Genomic DNA, 23,474 nt, shown 5'->3' with positions numbered 1-23,474 from the left:
CGAACTTAACCAATTGTACATAGATCTGATGAAGTTAGGAAGTCCTAACTCTAGCTAGCGACCGAGCTCGAGCAGCCAGTCGCGCACCTCAGGCAGTTCCCACATAATCCCGTAGCGGTGATTCGTTATCGAAAGCGACTGCTCTGCCAGGAATGTCAGCAGCTCTACCGGCCCTGCCAGAGTTACCTCCTCAGCCCAGACGCCAATATTTGGGCGGGCACTCAGCCACTCAGAGAGCTGGGCAGCATCACCGCCAATTAGGCGGATCCGCTCTGCAGGCCGACCGCCGGCATCAGGATGTGACACCGCAACACTCTCAAGCCACACGTCATCGCTCTCGAGACGGTAGTAGGCCTGCTGTCGTTCGAGCAGCTCTAGTATCGAGTCCGGGAGCACGGTTCCCGTTGAAACAGTAATTGGCGCGCCAACCAACAATGCGGCAGACAGCACACGCACAAGCGGTTCTAAGGGTTGGTCTTCGGCCAAACGAATCACAGTGGGCACCGGCCAGTATCGCAGCACATTGTGCTCGACACCGAGCGCCGCAACATCGCGCACAATACCTAATTGGGTGCGCCATGTCAGCGCATCCGAAAGGGCAGCGCGTCGCAACATGTCATACTCGTGGTAGCTCAGCCACTCCTGTGTGGTCTCAATCAGCGCGGTAATTTCTGGATCAAGGCCGCGTAGGTGCAGAGTTGAGCTGGCGGTTCCCTCGCGCAGCTTCCAAGCACCCAGACCCAGCAGCTCATGCGGGCCACCTGAGAGGGTGGCAACACCCGATCCGGCTAGACCCCAGGCTCCGCTCGGCAGACGCTCCACTCTCGCCTCAGTAGTGGCGCGATTGACGGTCAGGCTCGCCGCACGCACCTCTTCAGCCCACGGAATAATCTCATCGGGATCCCAACTGAAGAGCGCTGCCACCGCCCCAGAACTCACCTGGTTGCTGACAGAGATAACCTCCTGCATAGTGCTTACGCGCAGCACGCCAAGCACAGGAACTGTCGCCGCAACATCCCAAAAATCGCTCTCGGCTCGCACACCCAGTTTCACGCCCGGCGACCACACCAATCCGGCATCGTCAATCTGCCGCGGAGTGACAAGCCACGTTTCACCGCGCTCTAATGTTGTGAGCGCTCGCAACTGCGCTGCCGTCGGCGGGGTGCCTAATTTTGGCGCGAACACCTGCAAACTATCGACACCAACGCCCGATCCGCCCGTGAAAGCTGCTGCGGGGAAGGGAGAAACCTGCCGCACCGCATCAGCGAGCTGAGCGCGGAAGTGCTCAGAGCGATACATCGCACCCTGTGCCACCACTGCGCGGATACTCCGTAAACCGCTATCGGCGCCGGTAAATGCCGAAGCAACGATAGCGCGCACACTGCTGTCGATATCTGCCGCTGTTGTAACTGCCGCAACTCCAACCTGGGTGAAGCGCCCCTGCGTGCGCAGCCCCGGCGCATACCGTTGCAAACTCTCGCGCAGCGCAGAGCTGCCAAGCACAACAGAGTTTACGAGGCTGTCATCTAAGGCAAGAGCAGCTGGGTCGCTCGACGCAGTAATAGCGGCAGCCCCTGCGGGAAGCCCCGCGCTGCGCCACCCCTCTAACGCCTCATTAACGGCCTGTGCAAGTGCGTTAGGGGCGCCAATCAAATTGTGATTCCCCGCGGCAAAACTAGCTAAAAAGCTGACAAGCAAATCACCGAAGAGATTGGCAGAATCGCTAAGCAGCAGCGTGTTACCGAGCGGTAAAAAGTGGGCGCCGCGCACGCGGATCAAGTGCTCGGCCTGCTGCGCCAGATAACGCGCTGAGTCAATTAGCTTATTTACCTCAGCATCAATTGCGGCCGCACTCAGGGTGGTGGTGCGCGCAAAAAGCTGCGTGTAAGAATCGCGCTCAGCCGCGGTTGTTAAAGCAATCCGCCGCAGCACACGGGCGCGCAGAGCAAGATTGTCGTGCAGTGGTTTTGCGCCACTCTTGCGGATCACGGTTGGTTCCGTGGTGTCAGAGAGCTGCCCCGCGGCTGCAGCAGCACGATCCTGCAGCTGTTGCTTGAACCAGTCCCGGTTAACGGCAACTGTTGCATCCGTCTCCGGCTCATTAGCAAAACCAGAGTCGGAAACAATCGGCAGGCTGCGAGTCTGCGCCGCCTGGTCAAGAATAATCTCACCCGTTTCCTGGTTGCGAGAAAGCCCGAGCACGGCAGCGGTGAGCCCGCCCGTTTCATACATGTGGGTATCACCGGCGGGATGGAAAAACAGCGACGAATCCCGCACAGACGGATCCCACTCCGCAGTGCGATCCTGCGTGCGATGAGGCAGTGGTGGTGCGCTCGCCGCCAACTCACACACCCGTTCGAGATTGGCGAGTTCTGCTTCGCGCGCTGTCGCAGCGCCCGGGTGCAGCGGGTTCAGAGCGTGGCGGTACGCTAGCGCGGCCCCAGGATCGGCCGCTTCTGCCACCAAGCGTAGAATCTGCGGTACCACACCAGAAAATTCGTCCCGGCTGAGTACCGGCAGATGAACGCGAGTTGGCACCGCCGCAGCACGCAGGGCAATCAGTAGTTCAGCCGCCAGCCCGGAACGCACCTCAACTGTGAGCTGCTCTGAACCAAAGAGCTCCAATGCCGCAGCAACCAAGTAGGCAGAATCGCTCGCGAGCACAGTGCTAAGACCCGGCGTTAGGTGTGCCTGTCGCAGCAGCCGCAATGCTGCTGCTTCAACCTGCGCACGCGATTCGAGGACTGCAACCGGCTGCCCCGAAATAATCGCAGTGATGGATTCTTCCGACAGAGTGGATGCTGTGGCAATGCGCAGCTCCAGCGGGGCACCACCGTTTTGCATGCGACTTGCTGCCTGCACACTGTAGACGGTCAGCATCGACGCGGCCTCCGGCATCTCCGCTTGCAGAGTGACACCAAAGCGGTGCTGTAAAAGATCTGGTTCAGCCAGCAGTCGCAGCACGATACTGCGCAAAAGCTTTGCGTCAGCGTAGTTTCCGGCGGTAATGGTCACCTGCGTGCCGTGTTCGCTGCCTTCTTGGATTAACTGCCTGAGCGCGGTCACTGCACGCTGTGTGCGAGTTGCGGCACCCCATACAGAGCCCGGCACCAGCCGGGAAATATCAACAAGTAGGTGCTCTATCTCAGGTCGATAGGCGAGAGCGAGCAGCCGGCGCAGCTCGTGACTGGCGGCCACAGGCCCGAGCACCGGGGTGCCGGTTAAGGCGACCACAGCTGGGGTCTGCTGCGCAGTCAAAGCCTTGAGCGGTTCGAGCAGTGCTGCTGCGGGACTGTTTTTAGTTGAATCGCCCGGAAGAGTTGTTGTGACAACCAGGTGAGCGATGCGCTCACGCATCCATTTGCGCGCCAACGGCATCACCGCCCACGGCATACCTAGCGCCCCGATCGAGCCGGCTTGGAGTGTTAAACGGTCGCGGAAATTAACCGATTCGGGAATCTCTTGCGCAAGCTCACGCAGGCCAAAGGCAGCGGTTACTGCATCTTCGGTGCCGGCAATAAGTTGCAGCAGACGGTTTGCAAACGACAAATTATCTGGGTCTTGACTGACCTCTTCAAACAGTGAGTGCTGCTCAGGCTCGGCTGCTTTCACCCAGAGAGCGACGCGCGCTGCGGCACGGGCGGGAATCTCTGCCCACACTGCAGCAACTTGATTTATATCTTTGCCGGTTAGCTCTTCGGGAGTCTCCATAAATTAACTTTATGCGGCAAATGGCATATAGGCAGTTGTGACGCGCGAGTCTAACTCAGCATTGCCCGATCGTCGAGGCTAGCGCCCTTAATCTTCGCAAATTCACCAAGCAAATCTGCAACAGTGAGCTGGGCTTTTGCGGCCGCATCGGCTGTGAAAACAATCTGCCCCTCATGCATCATTAAGAGCTTGTTTCCCAGGCTTAATGCCTGCTGCATGTTGTGCGTCACCATTACGGTTGTCAGCTTGCCGCGTTTCACAATTTGATCGGTGAGATTTGTAACAAGCTCTGCACGCTGCGGATCAAGTGCCGCTGTGTGTTCATCGAGGAGCAAAATATCAGGGTGTGTGAACCCTGCCATTAGTAGCGACAGAGCCTGGCGTTGACCACCGGAGAGCACACCAACTTTTGCGGTGAGACGGTCTTCCAGCCCGAGGTCTAGACTTTTAAGCTCTTGACGGAAGAGATCACGCTTCGCAGCGTTTAAGCCGAGTCGCAACCCTCGCCCCTTGCCGCGTGAGAGTGCGAGCGCCATATTTTGCTCAATCGTTAGGTTTGGTGCCGTGCCCGCCATTGGGTCTTGAAAGACGCGGCCGACAAACTTAGCGCGACTGGGCTCATCAAGTTTGGTGACGTCACGACCCGCAATTGTCACACTGCCGCGATCCGGACTGTAGCGGCCTGCGAGTGTGTTTAACAGAGTCGATTTACCGGCACCGTTTGAGCCGATGATAGTGAGAAAGTCTCCCGGCTCGAGGCTCAGATTAATATCAACGAGAGCGCGCCGCTCATTGACCGTGCCAGCAAAAAAAGTCTTGTGGATGCCTGTCAGTTTAAGCATTAGCGAGTGCCTCCATCCGCGGGGATGAGTTTGCCTTTGGAGTTTAAGCGCGGGATCCACAAGTTTTTGAAGATACCGATGCGCGGTAACACCAGCGCCGCGAGCACCAAAAGTGCGGTGATAAGACGCATATCGTTCGGATTCAACCCGACTGCCAGCGCAAAGAAAATGATCACACGGTAGAGCACGGCACCAACCACAACAGCGAGCGTGGCCTGCCAGATGCGCGACTGACCGATAACCGCCTGACCGAGGATGACAGACGCGAGACCGATAAGGATCATGCCCACGCCCATGCTCATATCGGCGAAGTTTTGATACTGCGCGAGCATTGCGCCGGCGAGCGCGACAAGGCCGTTGGAGAGCGCCAGAGTAAGTATTTTGGTGGCGTTGGTGTTAACACCGAATGAGCGGATCATCGGTTCATTGTCACCGGTTGCCTGCACGGCTAAACCGAGGTTGGTTGAGAGAAACCAGTCGATGACGAGTTTTAATGCGATGGCGACCACCGCAAGCACAAAAACGCCACCCCAGGAGCCGAGACGCAGACCCAAGTCTGCTAGTGCGCCGTCTCGAAGCGGCGTAAACACTGTGTCTACCCGAGTTAGCGGGAGATTTGGCGAGCCCATGATGCGCAGGTTAATAGACCAGAGCGCAATCATCGAGAGAATACCGGCTAGCAAACCGTCAATTTTTAGGTATGTGTGAAGCACTCCCGTGATGGCCCCTGCAATAAGACCGGCGCCGAAACCAGCAAGGGTTGCCAGGAACGGATTTATGCCAGCCGTAATCAGGATGCCTGCGGTTGCTGCGCCGGTTGTGAAGCTGCCGTCTACCGTGAGGTCGGGGAAATTTAAGACCTTGAACGTGAGGTAAACGCCGAGCGCTACGACGCCGAAAATAAGGCCGAGTTCGAGGGTGCCAATCATGGGTTCTGCTTACCTAAATAAAACACAGTCGGGGGCGACCCGAAAGCCGCCGCCCGTTAGTGTTAGTGATGCGATTTTACTCGCTGATCTTTTCTGCCTTATCGAGGATCTCTGCCGGGATGGTCACACCCTGGCGTGCGGCAGCAGCTTCGTTCACAACATAGGTGTATTCGTTAGCGAACTCTACTGGGGTTTTTGCTGGGTCTTGCCCCTTGAGAATTTTCAAGGCCATCTGCCCGGTCTGGTAGCCGAGTGCGTCGTAGTCAATGCCCAGGGTTGCAACAGCGCCACCCTCAACGGTGCCTGCCTCAGCACCGATTACAGGGATCTTCTTCTGCTCAGCGACGTTAACGACAGCTGCGATACCTGATACAACGAGGTTGTCTGTTGGAACGTAAATTGCATCAACGTCACCTAGGGCATCGGTTGCCTGCTGCAGATCGCTTGCTACGGCAACGGTCTGGGTAACAATCTCAAGATCAAGATCTGCAGCTGCTTTTTTGGCGGCGTCAACCTGAACCTGTGAGTTTACTTCACCGTTGGCGTAAACGATCCCGACCTTCTTAGCGTCGGGCACGATTTGCTTCAGCAGCGCAAGCTGGTCTTTGATCTCAGCTAGGTCGCTGGTGCCGGTGACGTTGTTGCCGGGGGCGCTATTGCTTTTAACCAGCTCTGCAGCCTCTGGGTCGGTGACAGCAGAAAACAGCACCGGGATGTCAGTGATGGTTTGTGCGGTAGCCTGCGCAGCTGGGGTTGCGATTGCGTAAACCAGGTCAAGATCGCTGTTCGCAAAGCTTTGTGCGATGGTTAGCGCTGTGCCCTGCTCGCCGTTCGCGTTCTGCTCTGTCCAATCAACATCAACACCTGCATCGTCAAATGCGCGCTTGAAGCCAGCGTTTGCAGCGTCTAGGGCTGGGTGCTGCACAAGCTGGTTGATGCCAATCTTGTAGCTGTCAGCAGCGGTGTCGCTTGCGCCGTTAGTTTCGCTAGTGCCGTTCGCGCAGGCTGCTGTCGCAACTGCGGCGGCTGTGACCGCGACCAGGGCGGCCGCGCGCATGAAGGTTTTACGCATGGTTTGGGTCCTTTGTATATGAGTCACTAAAGTGACTATTTAACTGACGCATTTATTCTAACTTGAACGCAGCATTAAAGGTGAGGTTGTGCGCGCGTATTTGCCTCTTCCGCGGTTATACTTGTGAGTTAGTATTCAGTGACAATTACGGGAGCGAAGATGGCGACAGGTTCTGAGCGGGCACGCAGCTCACTGTCTTATTTACGCCGCAAAATCACAACAGGTGAGTGGGCGGTTGGGTCCCGTATTCCAATTGAGCCCGAACTCGTTGAGCAGATGGGTGTCGGCCGCTCCACAGTGCGTGAGGCGGTGCGTTCGCTCGCCAACATGGGAATGCTTGAAACGCTGCCGGGGCGCGGCACTTTTGTGCGTTCGGCGACCCCCTCAAGCGCGCTGCTGAATGAGTTTTTGAACGCTTTTACGCTTGAAGAGATTCTGAGCTATCGCCGGGCCTTAGAGATTGAAGCGGCGCAGCAGGCGACCATTCATCGCACCGAAGAAGACATTCAGGCGATGATTGTTGCTGCTGAAGAAGAAAAAGGCTGTTCGCTCTGCCCTATTGCCACAGCAAACAGCGCGACTAATGCTTTTGAGAGTAAGTTCCATTTGCTGATGTTTGATGCGGCGAAAAATCGCCTGCTTTCTGCGCTTTATGCGGGTATCAACGAGCAGCTGCGCACCCCACAGCATCGTGGCCGCCTGGTTAATATGGCCTCCGCGCAGGAGATGGAAAAGTATCACGCAAAGTTAATTGATGCGATCCAGCGACAGGATTTTATCGATGCCGTGCACGTTATGGCCGCGCATGTTGACCACGATGTTGTGATGGTTAGCGAAGAACAGCAGATTGTGCCCACGCTCGCACGCTCAGACGAACAGCAGCAGCGCATTGATGATCTTGGAATCGACGATTAGTATCGTCGCAGACGTGACAGAGCTTGAGATTAATTAATTAAAGGAGCTATTAAATATGAGCAACACCCCAGTTATTCCACACTGGATTAACGGTGAGCGCCGCGAAGGAGCAGGCGCTACCAGCCCGGTGTTTAACCCAGCCACAGGTGAAGAGATCGCCGCAGTCTCGCTGGCTACTGAGAGCGAAATCGCAGAGGCTATTGCTACCGCGCACACCGCGTATGAGAGCTGGAGCCGGCAGTCGGTGGCCCGTCGCCAAGCTATTATTTTTAAGTTCCGCGAGCTGTTGAACGAGCGCAAGGGTGAGCTGGCTGAGATTATCACTCGCGAACACGGCAAGGTGTTGTCTGACGCTATGGGTGAGATCCTCCGCGGGCAGGAGGTTGTCGAGCTTGCAACCGGGTTCCCGCATCTGATCAAGGGAGCTTTCAGCGAGAATGCATCAACCGGTATTGACGTCTATTCAATTAAACAGCCGATCGGTGTTGCAGGAATTATTAGCCCGTTTAACTTCCCTGCGATGGTGCCAATGTGGTTTTTCCCAATTGCCATTGCTGCAGGTAACGCGGTTGTTGTAAAACCATCCGAGAAGAACCCGTCAGCTTCAATCTGGCTCGCAGAGCTGTGGAAAGAAGCGGGGCTGCCAGACGGTGTTTTCACAGTGCTCAACGGTGACAAGCTTGCGGTAGACGGTTTGTTGCACTCAGATCAGGTTGCTTCTATCTCGTTTGTGGGATCCACCCCGATCGCGAAATACATCTACGAAACTGCTGCCGCAAACGGTAAGCGAGTGCAGGCGCTGGGCGGCGCAAAGAATCACATGCTGGTGTTGCCTGATGCTGATCTGGATCTGGTTGCGGATCAGGCTATTAACGCCGGATACGGTGCAGCGGGTGAGCGCTGCATGGCGATCTCAGTTGTTTTGGCAATTGAGAGCGTGGCTGATGAGCTCATCGAGAAGATCAAGAGCCGCATGGCAGAACTGAAGATCGGTAACGGTGCTGATGAGCAGGAACCGGATATGGGGCCACTGATTACCGCAGAACACCGCAATAAGGTGGCGGGATACATCGATATTGCTGAGGAAGATGGCGCAGATGTTGTTGTCGATGGCCGCGGCTTTAAGGTTCCTGGCTGTGAAAACGGGTTCTTCCTCGGGCCAACACTGCTCGACCGCGTGCCGACTGACTCTCGTGCCTACACCGAAGAAATCTTCGGCCCCGTGCTTAGCGTTGTGCGCATCCAGAGCTTTGATGAGGGTGTTGAGCTGATTAACAGCGGCGCTTTTGGCAATGGTACTGCGATTTTCACGAATGATGGTGGGGCTGCTCGTCGCTTCCAAAATGAGGTGCAGGTGGGCATGATCGGAATTAACGTGCCGATTCCTGTGCCGGTTGCTTACCACTCATTTGGCGGTTGGAAAGCTTCTTTGTTCGGTGATTCCAAGGCCTACGGTGTGCACGGCTTTGACTTCTTCACTAGAGAAAAGGCTGTCACCAGTCGGTGGTTGGATCCGGCAAAGCACGGTGGTATTAACCTCGGCTTCCCGCAGAACGACTAGTTTTGCGTAAGGGGAGGGGGCTAAGGCTCCCTCCCCTTTTTGTGCCCTAAATTCTGTGTTTTTCGGGGGGGGGGAGTGTTTTTGAGCAATTACCGATTTTATATTTATCTTTCTTGGGCGTAGGATTAATTTGCCTTACATAAATCTAAATATTGGAATTGATGATAATGCCTAGAAGAAAGTCCCCTCTTTCAAGCAGCCTCCATAAAGCTTTAAGCGCTATAGCGGCTGTATTTATCGGCAGCAGTTTGGCTTTTGGTACCGTCGCCCCCGCGATGGCGCAAACAGGCACTGCTGCTCTTAACGCTACTTTGACTGCGTTGAATCCAAACATTCGCTCGGGCGAGCAAGCGACATTTCAGGTTGCATGGGCCTGTAGCTCAGTCACTGTGGACTGTGCAGGAATGACGGTTAGTGTGCCCATCGATATGCCGAGCCCGGCAGATCGACATATTGAGAAGAGCCACCCGACCTTTGTGTCAGCTTCGCCTTCGTCAGGCGGCTTCTCCGGCAACCCTGTTTACAACGCTCAGACCAGAACCATTACATGGAAGATGAGTGACACTGTGCCGGCGGGTAGATCTGGCACGATGAACTTTACTCTGCAGACTTCACGTCCTTACACTATGGACGGGGCGACAATCTCACCTGTGGTTACAGTCGACGCTGACAACGTTGCCACTCCTGCAACTGCTACTGCATCTACAACGGTGACGGGCGAAGCCTACGTTGGAACCAGTTTTACACAGCCAACTGCTGCTACGCCAGCCGTTGGCTCTCCGGTTGAATATAGGGTTGTTGCTTCTCGCACCCCCAGCAGTGGGGCAACGCAGCTTGAGAACCCAGTGAGTCCAGATAAGAACCGAATTATTACACCGGGCACAATCGGGCTTACCGAGGTAGAAACTGTTGTAACTGTTCCTGCCGGAGTTACCAGCGTCGAAGCCTCACACGGTGGTGTGTATGATCCGGAAACTAACACAGTCACATGGCCAAAATGGAATGACAATGACGAGGGTGGCGACTACCTTGGGCGACCTGATTACACCTTGAAGGTTGTCTACCCGGAGTCCTTTATAAATCAGCAGGTAACTCTAACTGCTAAAACAACCGCAAAAGAGTTCGGAAGTGGTGAGCTTTTAACGAGCAACACAAGGACGATAACACACTCGTTCACAACGCCAACTCCGCGTGGAATTTTTGCCAAGTGGAACGGGGTTAGCTCTCCAGGTGATCCTGTTAGCGGTAACAGTTTGGCAGTGAGTGCGCGTGGCCTTGAGTTGCGGTCGTCTTGGTCGGTTTCGGCTAATAATACCGGAAACGTGCCGATTCACGTGCACACCGTTGACTACGTGCCGTGCGGTTTTGTGTCACCGAAAGACGGTTCGACTAACTGTAAGAATCCCGACTCGATTATTACTGCATTCAAACGAGCCGGCGCTGGTAAATCAGCGGCTTCGATGCAGGTGAGCTGGGTAACCAATCTCGGCAACACCGGGCAGGGCGTTATCACCTCTGATGAACCGTTAAAGGTTGAGGGGTTGGCGTCTGGCGAAGCTGTTACAAAGTGGGAAGTTCAAGCAGACTTGGGTGTTGCTGAACAGGCTCAAGTTGAAGCGGTGGCGACCACTGCAACGACTGTTCCTGAGTTTGCGCCAGACTCAACGCAGTATGCGCGGGCAGATGTGCCAAAGGGTAAGGGTGCGCCTGTTATCGTTGAAAACACTGCCACCGCAACCTTTACAAACCCAGCTACGGGCGCTGTTGTAGGGGAAACAACTGCTAACGCTTACATGCGTGTTGAGAACAACCCTCGGCCAAGCTTCAGTGTCGAGAAGGAAATTATCGGCTCAACTAACCTGCAGCCGGGGCAAACTGTTGGATTCTCATTAAATATTCGTAACAGCGGCCTTGAAAAGGCTTATCCTGTCTACACCGATCTGCTACCTAAGGGTTTGACATTTACGTCACTTCGAAGTGCACGTGCGCAGCTCCCGCAAATTTTCAACAACAGGGAATTTACTACAGCCAATGTCAATGTTGAAACAGTTGATGACTGGAACGGCACCGGCCGCCAGTTGGTGCGCTTCTCATTCCCTGAAGATATGGGATTCATAGGCGGCGGCTCCTTCTATCTGACCTTTAATGCTTTAGTAGGGAAAAGCGCTCCTGAGGGTGTAAACACGAACACCTTCCAGGTATTCGATCGCTTTGCAACGGGAATTGGTACTGAATCAGATCCAACTATCTGCAACAGAGGTAGAGGAATCTCTGAGCCTGATGCTGATAATAAAGCAAACCTTGGTGACCCTAACCGTGTTGGCTGTGAAGCATCTGTAAACTACACCGTTGCACCTTCACCAGCCATCGGTGGTGTGAAGCAGGTTAAGGGTTCTCGTGATAAAGAGTTTAAAAACTCACCTGACTTCGGTTACGTAGATCTTGGTGCCCCTGCCACCTTCCGATTGAATGTGACTAACGAGGGTAATACACCACTCAAAAACGTGATCGCTTATGACCTGCTGCCATTCGTTGGTGACACCGGTGTTGGCCCTGCTCATATGCTGCCGCGTGAATCTGAGTGGACGCCTGATTTGACCGGTCCAGTCAAGATTGCAAGCAACGGAGTCACCGCAGAGGTGCGCTACTCTACATCAAATAACCCGTGGCGTGAGGAAGTTACCGGCACAGGTGGAGCGGCCGCTCTCCCTGCAGACTTTAACCAACAGTGGTTGACTGCAGATCAGATCACAGACTGGTCCAGTGTTAATGCAATTCGTATCCAGTTTGATAAAGATCTTGTGCTAAAGCCACAAGAGACGTGGGTTGCAGAAGTTTCTATAAAGGCCCCAATCGAAGCGGAGGGCGTTGCGTGGAACTCATTCGCTGTAACCGCGCAGCAGGCTGCGAATGATCGGTGGTTGCTCCCTGTAGAGCCTCCAAAGGTGGGTTTGCAGCTCCCGGTAGATCTGAAGTTCTCTAAGAGCCTCAACCCGGGTTGGGTGATCGACGGGCAGGGCACAAATGCTACTACGGCGTCAAAGGGCGCTAAAGTGCGATACTCCTTAACCGTCAATAATGAGGGTCAGGGCCGTGCATCAGGGATTGTGGCGGTCGATAAGTTGCCAGCGGGCTTAACACTCCTACAGGAGGAAACAAAGGCCGATAACGGCACCTTTGATCCGGAGACATTCACGTGGACTCTCGCCGATCCGCTTGACCCGTTGGTGCGTCAGGGTGAGGAAGGCACATTCCCGAACACTGCGACTTTGGAACTTGTCGCAACAGTTACCGGTGAGCCTGGCCAGGAAATTTGCAATACTGCGACGATGACTTCAAGGCAAACTCCTGATCCTGTTGAAAGCAAGGCGTGCTTTACGATTGGTGCTGCTGTTACTGGCACGCTGTGGCACGACTCGGATGATGATGCTGTTATCGATGAGGGTGAGCAGCAGCGGTTTGCTGGTGTGACTGTTGAGTTGGTCAACGGCAAGGGTGAGGTTGTTGCTACTGCCGTTACAGCAGAGGACGGTAGCTACAAGTTCACTGGTGTCGAGCTTGGTGATTACACTGTGCGTGTAAACCCTGCTGGTCTGCCTGAGTCGGAGACTGAGTGGCTGAACAGTGCGAAGCAGTCTAATGAACGGAAGATCAGTGTTAAGGGTGACCTTAACGGTGTTGATTTCGGGTTCTTACAGCCTGCTTCTATTGGTGATACTGTCTGGCTTGATGAGAATAATGACGGTGTGCAGGGTGCGGGTGAGCGTCCGCTTGCTGATGTTACTGTCAAGCTTGTTGATGCCGGTGGTAAGACTGTTGCGTCTGTGAAGACGGATGCTGAGGGGAAGTACAGTTTCCCTGGCTTGCGTCCTGGTGCTTACACCGTTGAGTATGAGACTCCTGCTGGTTATGTTCCTGCGTCTGCTGAGCAGGGGGCTGATCGTGGGGTTGATTCAAATCCGAATAAGAGCGCTGTGACTGTGGTTTCTGGTGAGACTAATAACAGTGTTGATTTCGGTTTTGTTGGCGCTGGTGTTATTGGTGATCTCGTTTTTGAAGACACTAATGGTAACGGTAAGCATGATGCTGGTGAGCCTGGTGTTGCCGGTGTTGTTGTGACGCTGTTGAACGCTGCTGGTGAGCCGGTTGATGTGAACGGTAATGTGCTGGCTGATGGGGCTGAGCCTGTTACCGCGGTTACTGGCGCTGATGGTAAGTACCGTTTTGAGCGTGTTGTGCCTGGTGATTACAAGGTGCGTGTTGCTCAGCCTGATGGTTTTGTGCAGTCGTTTGGTCCTGGTGAGGGCGAGCTGTCTTTGACTTCGGGGACTGTGAGCCTTACGCCTGCGGCGATGACTAATTTGGATCAGGATTTTGGTTTCTATCGTCCTGCTTCTATTGGTGATACTGTCTGGCTTGATGGTAACGATAATGGTGTTCGTGATGCTGGTGAGTCTGGTATTGCTGGTGTTGAGGTGCATCTGCTTAATGCAGCTGGTGACCCTGTGACCGATGCAGCTGGTGACCCTGTTGTTGTGACCACCGATGCTGAGGGGAAGTACAGTTTCCCTGGCTTGCGTCCTGGCGACTATCAGGTGAAGCTAGTGCTGCCTTCTAAGAATGCGTATGCCGCGACTGTGACCGGCGCTGATAATAAGCTTGCTGAGCTGAATGCTGGTGAGGGTGTTATTACTCCTGTGACTGTTGTTTCTGGTCAGGAGCGTCTGGACGTTGATGCTGCTGTGAAGAATGCTGGTGTGATTACCGGCAAGCTCTTCAACGATGACAACGGTGACGGTGTGCAGGATGCCGGTGAGGGTCCGTTCAATGGTGTGACTGTTGAGCTGGTTGATCCTGCTACCGGTAATGTCATTGCTACCGCTGTGACGAATGATGCTGGTGGGTATCGTTTTGCTAATCTTGCTCCTGGTGATTACCAGGTGCGGGTTAAGACAGATACTCTGCCTGCCGGCTACTCGCAGTCTTCTGGCCCAGCAGCCGGTGGTGTTTACGATGTTGCTTTGAGCGATGAGTCTGCTGAAAGCATGGTTGTGAACGATCGTGACTTTGGTTACGCGAAACCGGTTAGGGTTGGTGACCGTGTCTGGCTCGATAAGGACGGTGACGGAATTCAGGATCCTGCTGAGCCTGGTCTTGCGGGTGTAGTTGTGAACCTGCTTGATCGTAAGGGTGAGCCTGTGCTGAATGGTGATGGTGAGCCGTTGACTGCGACTACCAATGAGCAGGGTCTGTACAGCTTTGATGAGCTGCCTGCCGGCACCTACACTGTGAAGTTTGATTTGCCTGCTGGGTTTACGGCTTCGCCAGCTGATGCTGGTAACGGCCGTGACGACTCACGCGGCGAGAGCTACACCTTCACTATCAGTGGTAAGGATGTTGCGCGTAGCGATATTGACTTCGGTGTTGTTGGCACCGGCGTTATTACGGGCAGCATTTTCAACGACGGTGATCGCGACGGTGTTTTTGATGGGGCTGAGAATACTTTCGAGAATGTTGTTGTAGGTCTTTATGATGCTGACGGTAATCCGGTGCTCGACTCTGAAGGTAAGCCGATTACTGCGGTTACTGATAAAGACGGCGGTTATGTAGTTGAGAAGCTGTGGCCGGGAGAGTACACCTTGCGCATTGTTGATGTGCCTGCTGGTTACAAGTTGACCACTGATGAGGTGCTTTCGGTAGAGCTTACGCCTGAGCAGATGACTGCTGAGCAGCAGGACTTTGGTCTGATTGGCGCTGGCAAGGTGACCGGCACTGTCTGGAATGATGCGGATCGCAGTAATCTGCCTGACCCAAGTAAGGGTTTCCCGAATGTGAAGGTTAACCTTTTCGATGCTCAGGGTGAGCTGATCGGGACTTCTGAGACTGATGAGAATGGTTTCTTTGAGTTCGGTGATCTTGAGCCTGGTAGCTACACGGTGAAGATTGATCCTGATACTGTGCCTGCTGGTTTTGAGTTCAGTTTTGGTGCTGACGGCTGGTCGGTTACCTTGGATGCGGGCAATGAGTGGACTGCTGAGGCTAATTTCGGGCTTGTGAAGTCGCCTGAGCCGATTAAGGCTGCGCCTCGGAAGCCTGGTCTGGCTATCACTGGTTCTAGTGGTGAGTTTGCTGTGATCGGTGTGATCTTGGTTGCGCTTGCTGCTGGTGTGCTGCTGGTGGCCGGTCGCCGCAAGGAGGAGCAGGAAAGCTAGCTAGCTGACTAGGTTAGTTGTTGGGGGTTCGGGTGTTACTCGGACCCCCAAACTATTACCCCAAGCTACCGCTATTTGTGAACGATTATCATTAAGGGGTATGCTGGAGGGTATGCTAAAAAACGGTTTACGAAAGAGAATCGCCACCCTAATCGGTGCTTTCGCAGTCTGCGGTCTCGCGCTTGCTGGATGCGCCACAGGCGGCACCTCTGACACCGGAGCAGCACAGAGTAGCGGCAGCGCAGAAGGCAAACTTAAAGTAGTTGCGAGCACCACCCAGGTGCAAGACTTTGTTGCGCAAATTGCCGGTGATCGTGTGCAACTCACCGGGCTTTTAAAACCGGGTGCCAGTGCGCACAATTTTGATCCAACCCCAGCTGATCTAGTCGCACTCGGCGAGGCAGACATTCTCTTTCTAAACGGAGTCGGGCTTGAAGAATTTCTCGACTCGGCAATTAAATCGAGTGGCTTTCACGGCAAAATTGTTGAGGCGGCAGACGCTGTAGACCTAGAGGCCGCTGCAGAGATAACCGCAAAATCTGCCGCGCAGGGTGAAGCTGATCACGACGGTCACGCTACCGAAGCTGAGGATCACGATCACGATCATGATCACGATCACGGTGGTGTCAATCCGCACATTTGGACAGCACCGAAAATGGCTCGGCAGATGCTTGACCCAATTGCAGAGGCGCTGAGTAAAGCAGACCCAGAAAACCGGGAGTACTATCACGAAAACGCGACAGCCTATGGTGAAAAACTAGCTGCGCTTGACAGCTGGATTGCGTCAGAATTCGCGAAGGTGGATCCTGCTAAAAAACGGTTTGTGAGCAGCCATAATGCTCTCCTGTACTACCTTGACAGTTATGGCATAGAGTTTGTTGGCAGCGTGATCCCGAGCTTTGAAGATAACTCCGAGCCGAGTGCTGCGGAAATTAACGAGCTTGTTGCCAACATTAAAAAATCGGGTGTGCAGGCTATCTTCTTTGAGTCAAGCGTTAGTGATCGGCTCAGCAAAACCGTTGCAAACGAGGCAAACGTGGTGCTTGTCACAGATCCGATTTATGCTGATGCTGTCGGTGTAGAACCGCCGGCAAACACCTACATCGGGGCAACGATCGCCAACACAGAAAATATCCTGCAGGCGTGGGGATACGATCCTTCTCCTGTGCCACAAGAAGTCACAAACTAGTGCGGGAGTAAAAGGCGGCATTCGATCTGGCACAACCTTGTTCGAGAACTGTCTAACCTCACACCCCAGTCAAGCGATACAGCGAGATGAGTAAAACTTTAACAAGACCGATCCCGCCACGAAAGCCTGCGCAGGCAGCAGCCGTGGTTGATCTGCGAGACGCCAGTTTTGGCTACGCCGGCAGGGCAGCGGCAGCAAACATCACCGCCACCCTGCATGCGGGCGAGTCGGTTGCTTTAATCGGGCCAAACGGCAGCGGAAAATCGACGCTGCTGAACGGTCTCGCCGGGCTTACTGAGCATCTTGGCGGCAGCGCGCAGGTGCTCGGGGTGCGGCCCGGATCCGCAAACAAACAACTGGGGCTGCTGCCTCAAGCAGACAGTCGCAACCTGCAGATTCCTGTGTCTGTGCAGCAGGTCCTCGCAATGGGTCTCTACAGTCACCGCCGTGCGCTGCAACCGATCGGAAAAAACGGCAAAGCCGCCATCAGTGAAGCCTTGTCGACTGTAGGCCTGACAGAGCACGCGAAAAAACTTTTCTCAGACCTCTCCGGCGGGCAGCAGCAGCGTGCAATTCTTGCTCGCGCTCTCGTCGCAAAACCACGCCTACTGCTGCTAGATGAGCCGTTTAACGGTCTCGACCGGCCCAATCGCGACGCCTTACTGCGCACTATTACAGCTCTTAGAGAGAGCGGATGTGCCGTTGTTGTGAGCACGCACGACCTTGAGATAGCGCGAGATGCCTGCACTCACGTGATGCTCCTCGACCAGCGTATGATCGCGTTCGGCACTATTGCCCAAGCGCTCACCCTTGAAAACGTCGCGGCCACATTCCACGACACAACTGTTGAGATAGACGCGCACAAACTCACTACTCGCCACGAAGACACCGGGCATCAGCACCACGTGCACCACGGCGACCACATTCACGAGATGCACACGCACGCCGCCGCAGATCCTGAAGAGTGCCCGTGACCTTCACAGACTTACTTGCCGCCTTTCAACTGCCGTTCATAATGCGCGGTTTATTAACCATGCTCATGCTCGCAGCTGCAGCCAGTATTATCGGGCTTTTCGTGAGTTTTCGAGACCTCGAGTTTGTCACTGACGGGCTCGTGCACGCGGTGTTTCCCGGTCTAGTAATCGGCTATATTATTGGCGGATCAACACTCCTCCTACCTGGCGCGCTTGTTGCCGCAACGATCGCGGTCGTGCTTATCACCCTCCTCACGCAGCGCGGCAAGCTCGGTAATGATGCGGCTGTCGCGGTGATCCTCACCAGCGCGTTCAGCCTCGGCATCGTGCTCGTTTCACGGCAGCAGGACTATGTGAGCGCCTTGAATGCGCTGTTATTTGGGCATCTGCTGACCGTCACCGCGACGCAGCTGATCGCCCTTAGCTGTGTAGCGCTGCTCTCAGTGCTCATGATCCTCATGACTTGGCGACGACAGATCTTCCGTGCGCATGATGTGAGCGGTTTCCGCGCCGCCGGTTACAGTGTGCTGGCTACCGACCTCATCCTCGGGGTTGCGATTGCGTTTCTGATAGTGGCTGGTGTGCAAGCGCTCGGTAATCTGCTGGTTACAGCGCTGCTTATCGTGCCAACAGCAGCCGCTCGGCAGCTCACTAACAGACTCTGGGGAACGGTGCTCCTGGCGTTTCTGATCACCGCATTCGCCAGTTTCGTAGGCATTGCTTTTGCAATTTGGTCGTCATTCGCGCTGGGCGTAAACACCCCCGCGGGTGCAGCGGTAGTGCTTGCCCTCATCGCAATATACGGGCTGACCCTGCTGCCTTCTCTAGCTCGCAAACTACAGAGCAGAAAGGTTGCGCAGTGACACTAAGCTATCTCGAACGCGCAGCCGTTGAACTTCTGCTGCTCTCCATGCTTGCTGCGATAGTCGGGCCGCTGATTGTGATGCGTGGGCGGGCTTTCTACTCGGTAGCGCTCAGTCACGCAACCTTCCCCGGTGGCGTAATAGCCGCAATGCTGGGGATTAATGTGCTTTTCGGGCAGGCGGTTGCTGCCCTCCTCCTGACAGTGTTGCTCGCTTTGCTCAGTCGTGTTAAGCGACAGGGGGCGGGCACGGCAACGGGTATCGTGCTGGTTTTCGGTTTTGCGCTCGGATCCCTGCTCGCTTCCCTGCAGGGTGGCAGCTCAATTCCGGTTGAATCGCTGCTTATCGGTTCTCTATTCGGTGTGCAAACAACAGATATTGTGGTTGCCGCAGTAGTGCTTGGCAGCGTTGTCGCAGTGCTCGGTTTCACACATAGAGCACTGTTTTATGACACATTCGATCGCATCGGATTTCGGGCGGCGGGCGGCAATCCACTGCTGCCTGAGTTAGTGGCGACAGCCATCACCGCCGCAACAATCGTTGTGGCAATGCCGGCCGTGGGCGCAATTCTTGCGGTCTCGCTTGTTGTTGGGCCGGCCGCAACCGCACAGCTTTTAGTGCGAAACATCGCCTGGGTGCCGCCGGTCGCATTCATTTTGGCGGTTACCGCCAGCGCAGTCGGCCTGTGGCTGTCATGGCATTTTGCAGTTGCCGCCGGAGGCGCAATCGGCCTGGTTGTCGCGCTCTTGTTTTTGCTGTCACTCGGTGTGCGCGCGATCCGCACCTGACATATTTAAACTAAACACATTACAATCTTGTGCAGAGCCCTAAGGAGCGAAAATGGTTGTAAAGCGGAACACCTGGCAGCGTGAGGCTGTGCGGGCGGCCATGGCGGCCGAGACCGGGTTTGTGAGTGCCCAACAGCTGCACGATCGTTTGCGCGCTGAGGGCAGCACCATCGGGCTTGCAACCGTCTACCGTTCGCTCGCCACCTTGGTGGAACTGGGTGAGGCAGACATGCTGAACTCACCCGAGGGTGAAAACCTCTTTCGATTTTGCAGCACAGACCACCATCACCACCACCTCATTTGCCGCAAATGCGGGGCAGCGGTTGAGATTGCGGCCGCCCCAGTTGAACGCTGGGCGCAAGAAGAAGCAAAGCGACACGGCTACAGTGACGTAAAGCACGTGATCGACATCTTCGGTATCTGCGCTAAATGTCGTTAATCTAGCGCGGTAATCAAACTTGCGCAGGCTGTGCTAACTAGCGTAAGCTTGATTCTTGGCTGTGTTCTCTCCTAGGAGCGCAGACCGTGACCCGTGCCAACCGGCCGGGACGCAGACAAGAGATCTTGGGAAGAATCACTGCGATTCTTCGGTACTGAGAGGAAACATTTATGGCAGCAGTGTGCCAGGTGACCGGAGCCGTTCCAGGCTTTGGCCACAACGTATCACACTCACACCGCCGCACCAAGCGTCGGTTTGATCCAAACATTCAGAAAAAGACCTACTTCGTGCCTTCACTCGGCCGCAAGGTTACCCTGACCCTGTCAGCAAAGGGAATCAAGGTTATCGATGCGCGCGGTATCGAAGCCGTAGTTGCAGATCTGCAGAAGCGTGGGGTGAAGCTCTAAAATGGCAAAAGCTCAAGACGTTCGCCCAATCATTAAACTGCGCTCTACCGCAGGCACCGGTTACACCTACGTAACCAAGAAGAACCGCCGCAACACTCCAGATCGACTCGTGCTCAAGAAGTACGATCCGGTAGTTCGTAAGCACGTTGAATTCCGAGAGGAGCGCTAATCATGGCGAAGAAAAGCATGATCGCTAAGAACAAACAGCGCCAGGAAGTTGTTGCGCGCTACGCAGAGCGTCGCGCAGAGCTGAAGAAAGCTCTCGTAGACCCAAACGGCACCCCTGAGAGCCGTGAAGCTGCTCGTCGTGGCCTGCAGAAGCTGCCACGCAACGCTTCTCCAGTGCGTGTGCGCAGCCGCGACGTAATCGACGGTCGTCCACGTGGCGTACTTTCAAAATACGGCGTCAGCCGTGTGCGTTTCCGCGATATGGCACACCGCGGTGAGCTGCCAGGCATCACCAAGTCAAGCTGGTAAACGCTTATACATATACTGACGTAAGGGCGGGCACTGTTAAGTGTCCGCCCTTATGCTTTTGCATTCTAGGTGTGCGGATGAAGCGGTATCGTTATGGATGGATTCAAAATCGAGAGCTGGGAGAAGTAAATGCTGCGACACGTTGTGATGTGGAAAATGAACGGCGCCACCGTCGAGGCGCGAGCTGAGCAAGCCGCCGAGTGCGCTGCGGCGCTTAAGGCTATGGACGGTAAAATTCCGACTCTAGAGCATATAGAGGTGCATGCGGAGAGTCTTGGAGCTGAGGGCAACTGGGATTTAGTTTTAATCACTGACTTTGCAGACGCGGCAGCCCTTGCAGAATACAGCGTGCACCCGGAGCATCTGCAGGTTGTCGAGATAGTGAAACCGCGCTCTGCTGCGCGCGCCGCAGTTGACGCCGAATATTAAAGACGATGTAACCCTTGCGCCTATCTCAGCTATGGAAATCGAAGATATTTGCAAGCCTCGAAAAGCGCAAAATCGGGTTAAAAACCATAAAAAACTCTGAGAAACCGGAAAATTGCGGGGCAAACACTAAAAAAGTCGCCGCAAAACACCGCTAATAGGCGATTACTGGGGTAAATTAGCGTCAGATCAACTGATCGACTCCGTGGCACCGTCACGGTGGAAACTCCCCTTGTGGGGCTTCCCTTGAGTCTTAAACAATTAGGGTGGATACCCCACTTTGAAAGGATGACAAATGTCACTCAACAAGACTGAACTCGTTGCAAAGGTAGCTGCAGAGACCGGTCAGAGCCAGGCAGCAGTAAACAGCGTAATCGACGGTCTCTTCAGCGCAGTTGCTGAGACCCTCGCTAACGGCGGTAAAGTTTCAATCCCAGGTTGGGTAACCTTCGACACCATCGAGACCGCTGCTCGCACTGGCCGCAACCCACAGACCGGCGAGACCATCAACATTCCAGCTGGTAAGCGTGCAAAGGCTACCATCGGTTCAAAGCTGAAGGCAGCTGTTAAGAAGTAAATCTTTTAAAAGAATTTAGATCCCGGGGTCGCAGCTATCGCGGCCCCGGGATTTTTGTCTCCGGTAGGCTAGACGGGTGAGTAAATCTGTCCGTATCTTTATACCAGCGCTAATACTGCTGCTGGTGACGACAGCGCTCACACTCGCCGCCGGTCTCGATATGGGTGGTGCTAGCGCTGCACGAGCGCTGCTGGATCCCGGTGTTTTTGTGCGTTATGCGGTGCCGGCCTCGCGCACGGTTGTAAACGTGGCTCTGGCGATAACGGTCGGCTCTCTCGTTCTTGCACTCTGGGCGCTCGACCCCAAGAGTAAACTGTGGGGAAAAACGATCGACCTTGCCGCCGGTGCGGCAGCAGTGCTGACAGTTGCCGGGATGCTCGCAACAGTGACAACCTTTATTGATGTCAGCAATCAGAGCTTCAGCGCAGACGCACAGTTTGGCGCGGCGCTGCTTCAGTTCATTACCGAGTTCGAGCTTGGACAGTACTGGTTCTTACTGGTTTTAAGCGCGGCTCTCACAACTGTGCTCTGCTTTGGAATCCGCTCTCGGAAGCTCCTGCTGCTGCCGCTTCTCACAGCTGGGCTGACACTGCTGCCGCTTGCGGCGCAGGGCCATGCCGCTGGCGCAAGCGGGCATAGTCTCGCCGTCAACGCAATTTTTATGCACATAACAGGCGCTGCAGTCTGGCTCGGTGGGCTGGTAGCGGTGTCTTTAATAGCAAGCAGTGCAAAACCACAGCAGCTCGTGAATATCGTGCAGCGCTACTCATTTTTAGCGCTGTGGGCGTCGTTTATCGTCGCTGCATCCGGCGTCGTTAGCGGCGTTATTCGCCTGTCAACTGTAGACGATATTTGGGGCACTGGTTACGGCAGGCTGCTGATCGCCAAAGCTGTCACCTTGGTGTTAGCTATTGCCTTCGGGGCGTGGCAACGGCTGCGCATTATTAACTCACTGGAACGCGCAGCAACCGGGGCGGTTGCCGGAAAGCAGGGGTTTGCCGCGATCCGCAAGACTTTTGTAGCTCTGGTGCTTTTGGAGCTTGCCGTGATGGGAGCAGCCTCTGGTTTTGCTGGTGCCCTCGGCCGCACTGCAACCCCGCAACCTATCGAAGTAGCGCGTGAATCACAGCGCGAAATCACCCCTGCAGAGTATCTAACGGGGGATCCGCTCCCGCCTGAGTTTACACCTGCAAGCATATTCAACGCGTGGAAATTCGATTTGCTGTGGGCTTCTTTCTCGCTAGGCGGTATTGCGCTCTATCTCTTCGGGGTGTGGCGCTTGCGAAAACGCGGCGATAGATGGCCGATTCTGCGCACTGCATCTTTCATAACCGGAATGCTGCTTTTGGCATACGTCACGAACGGCTTCTTAAATGTTTATGAGGCATATCTGTTTAGCATGCACATGCTCGGGCACATGTTCCTGACTATGTTGATTCCGACCCTCCTGGTGCTTGGCGCGCCGGTAACTCTGCTGCTGCGGGCGGCCGCAAAACGCCGCGACGGTTCTTGGGGTGCGCGTGAGTGGGTGCTGTGGCTGACTGAGACCCCGTGGGCAAAGTTTGTAACGCACCCGATTGTGGCGTGTTTTATTTTCGCAGCCTCACTCTGGGTGTTCTATTTCACGCCGGTGCTGCGCTGGGCGATGGAGTCCCACCTCGGGCACCAGTGGATGATTGTGCACTTTTTGCTCTCCGGCTATTTTTTCACCCTGACGCTGATCGGCATAGATCCGGTGCCGAAACGCTATCCGCACACACTGCGCATGGTTTTATTACTCGTCACTATGGGGGCGCACGCCTTCTTCGGAGTTACGATCATGAGCGGCACCGGCCTGCTTGCGGCTGATTGGTTTGGTGCGATGGGGCGCACATGGGGGGCGGATCCTTTACGCGATCAGCAAAACGGCGGCGGTATCGCTTGGGGCATTGGAGAGCTGCCAACTCTTTTGATTATGCTGGTCTTGGCGTGGCAGTGGGCGCGTTCGGATGAAAAAGAGCAGCGCCGCCGTGACCGCGCCGCTGAGCGCTCCGATGAGGCAGAGTTGCGCGCTTATAACGAGATGCTGCAGCAGCGTGCGGCACGCGACGCT

At 55.0% G+C, this 23,474-nt stretch carries 18 protein-coding genes; 14 read left to right on the top strand and 4 right to left on the bottom strand.

Annotated elements, in window-relative coordinates; genetic code table 11:
* Positions 1–54 precede the first annotated feature (54 nt).
* The 4 genes from HCR00_RS06745 to HCR00_RS06730 all read right to left on the bottom strand — a co-directional run bounded on the left by HCR00_RS06745 (position 55) and on the right by HCR00_RS06730 (position 6,554).
* Entirely contained in the window at positions 55–3,711 is a 3,657-nt protein-coding gene (locus HCR00_RS06745) for a proline dehydrogenase family protein (protein ID WP_167143940.1), read from the bottom strand.
* Positions 3,712–3,761: 50 nt separating this feature from the next.
* Positions 3,762–4,553 (bottom strand): ABC transporter ATP-binding protein, encoded by a 792-nt coding sequence (locus HCR00_RS06740; RefSeq protein ID WP_166988011.1) that lies wholly within the window; start codon positions 4,551–4,553, stop codon positions 3,762–3,764.
* A complete protein-coding gene (locus HCR00_RS06735) occupies positions 4,553–5,482 on the bottom strand; it encodes an ABC transporter permease (protein ID WP_167143937.1) in 930 nt (309 codons plus the stop codon). The genes HCR00_RS06740 and HCR00_RS06735 overlap by 1 nt, the downstream gene beginning before the upstream one ends.
* Positions 5,483–5,558: 76 nt before the next feature.
* Positions 5,559–6,554 (bottom strand): ABC transporter substrate-binding protein, encoded by a 996-nt coding sequence (locus HCR00_RS06730; RefSeq protein ID WP_167143936.1) that lies wholly within the window; start codon positions 6,552–6,554, stop codon positions 5,559–5,561.
* 138 nt (positions 6,555–6,692) lie between these two features.
* Here HCR00_RS06730 and HCR00_RS06725 point away from each other — a divergent pair, with 138 nt between their 5' ends.
* The 14 genes from HCR00_RS06725 to HCR00_RS06660 all read left to right on the top strand — a co-directional run.
* Positions 6,693–7,469 (top strand): FadR/GntR family transcriptional regulator, encoded by a 777-nt coding sequence (locus HCR00_RS06725; RefSeq protein WP_243854588.1) that lies wholly within the window; start codon positions 6,693–6,695, stop codon positions 7,467–7,469.
* A 55-nt stretch (positions 7,470–7,524) separates the two neighbouring features.
* Positions 7,525–9,030, top strand: a complete 1,506-nt coding sequence (locus tag HCR00_RS06720; protein ID WP_167143933.1) for a CoA-acylating methylmalonate-semialdehyde dehydrogenase — start codon at positions 7,525–7,527, stop codon at positions 9,028–9,030.
* Positions 9,031–9,278: 248 nt separating this feature from the next.
* Positions 9,279–15,242, top strand: a complete 5,964-nt coding sequence (locus HCR00_RS06715) for an SdrD B-like domain-containing protein (RefSeq protein WP_167143930.1) — start codon at positions 9,279–9,281, stop codon at positions 15,240–15,242.
* A gap of 100 nt (positions 15,243–15,342) precedes the next feature.
* Positions 15,343–16,431 (top strand): metal ABC transporter substrate-binding protein, encoded by a 1,089-nt coding sequence (locus HCR00_RS06710; protein ID WP_167143751.1) that lies wholly within the window; start codon positions 15,343–15,345, stop codon positions 16,429–16,431.
* An 86-nt stretch (positions 16,432–16,517) separates the two neighbouring features.
* Positions 16,518–17,405: a metal ABC transporter ATP-binding protein gene (locus tag HCR00_RS06705; protein WP_167143748.1), complete on the top strand. Its 888-nt coding sequence runs from the start codon at positions 16,518–16,520 to the stop codon at positions 17,403–17,405.
* Positions 17,402–18,268, top strand: coding sequence for a metal ABC transporter permease (locus HCR00_RS06700; protein WP_243854576.1), 867 nt, complete (start codon positions 17,402–17,404; stop codon positions 18,266–18,268). Before HCR00_RS06705 ends, HCR00_RS06700 begins: the two co-directional genes overlap by 4 nt.
* The gene (locus tag HCR00_RS06695) at positions 18,265–19,056 is read left to right on the top strand and encodes a metal ABC transporter permease (protein ID WP_167143745.1); all 792 of its coding nucleotides are present in this window, start codon (positions 18,265–18,267) and stop codon (positions 19,054–19,056) included. Before HCR00_RS06700 ends, HCR00_RS06695 begins: the two co-directional genes overlap by 4 nt.
* Before the next feature lie 52 nt (positions 19,057–19,108).
* Positions 19,109–19,495 (top strand): Fur family transcriptional regulator, encoded by a 387-nt coding sequence (locus HCR00_RS06690; RefSeq protein ID WP_166986647.1) that lies wholly within the window; start codon positions 19,109–19,111, stop codon positions 19,493–19,495.
* Positions 19,496–19,665: 170 nt separating this feature from the next.
* A complete protein-coding gene (rpmB, locus tag HCR00_RS06685) occupies positions 19,666–19,902 on the top strand; it encodes a 50S ribosomal protein L28 (protein WP_166986650.1) in 237 nt (78 codons plus the stop codon).
* A 1-nt stretch (position 19,903) separates the two neighbouring features.
* Positions 19,904–20,071, top strand: a complete 168-nt coding sequence (gene rpmG, locus HCR00_RS06680) for a 50S ribosomal protein L33 (RefSeq protein WP_166986653.1) — start codon at positions 19,904–19,906, stop codon at positions 20,069–20,071.
* Positions 20,072–20,073: 2 nt separating this feature from the next.
* Positions 20,074–20,379, top strand: a complete 306-nt coding sequence (rpsN, locus tag HCR00_RS06675) for a 30S ribosomal protein S14 (protein ID WP_166986656.1) — start codon at positions 20,074–20,076, stop codon at positions 20,377–20,379.
* Positions 20,380–20,508: 129 nt separating this feature from the next.
* Positions 20,509–20,808, top strand: a complete 300-nt coding sequence (locus HCR00_RS06670; RefSeq protein ID WP_166986660.1) for a Dabb family protein — start codon at positions 20,509–20,511, stop codon at positions 20,806–20,808.
* Between the two features lie 292 nt (positions 20,809–21,100).
* Positions 21,101–21,382, top strand: a complete 282-nt coding sequence (locus HCR00_RS06665; RefSeq protein WP_166986663.1) for an HU family DNA-binding protein — start codon at positions 21,101–21,103, stop codon at positions 21,380–21,382.
* Between the two features lie 76 nt (positions 21,383–21,458).
* Positions 21,459–23,474 (top strand): bifunctional copper resistance protein CopD/cytochrome c oxidase assembly protein (locus tag HCR00_RS06660; RefSeq protein ID WP_208317319.1); only part of this gene is annotated, 2,016 nt, incomplete at its 3' end.

It is taken from the genome of Canibacter zhoujuaniae (assembly GCF_011752005.1).
GTDB classification, from domain to species: Bacteria; Actinomycetota; Actinomycetes; order Actinomycetales; family Microbacteriaceae; genus Canibacter; species Canibacter zhoujuaniae.
The sequence above is the reverse complement of the archived record's forward strand: the minus strand, read 5'-3'. Positions and strand labels throughout refer to the sequence as shown.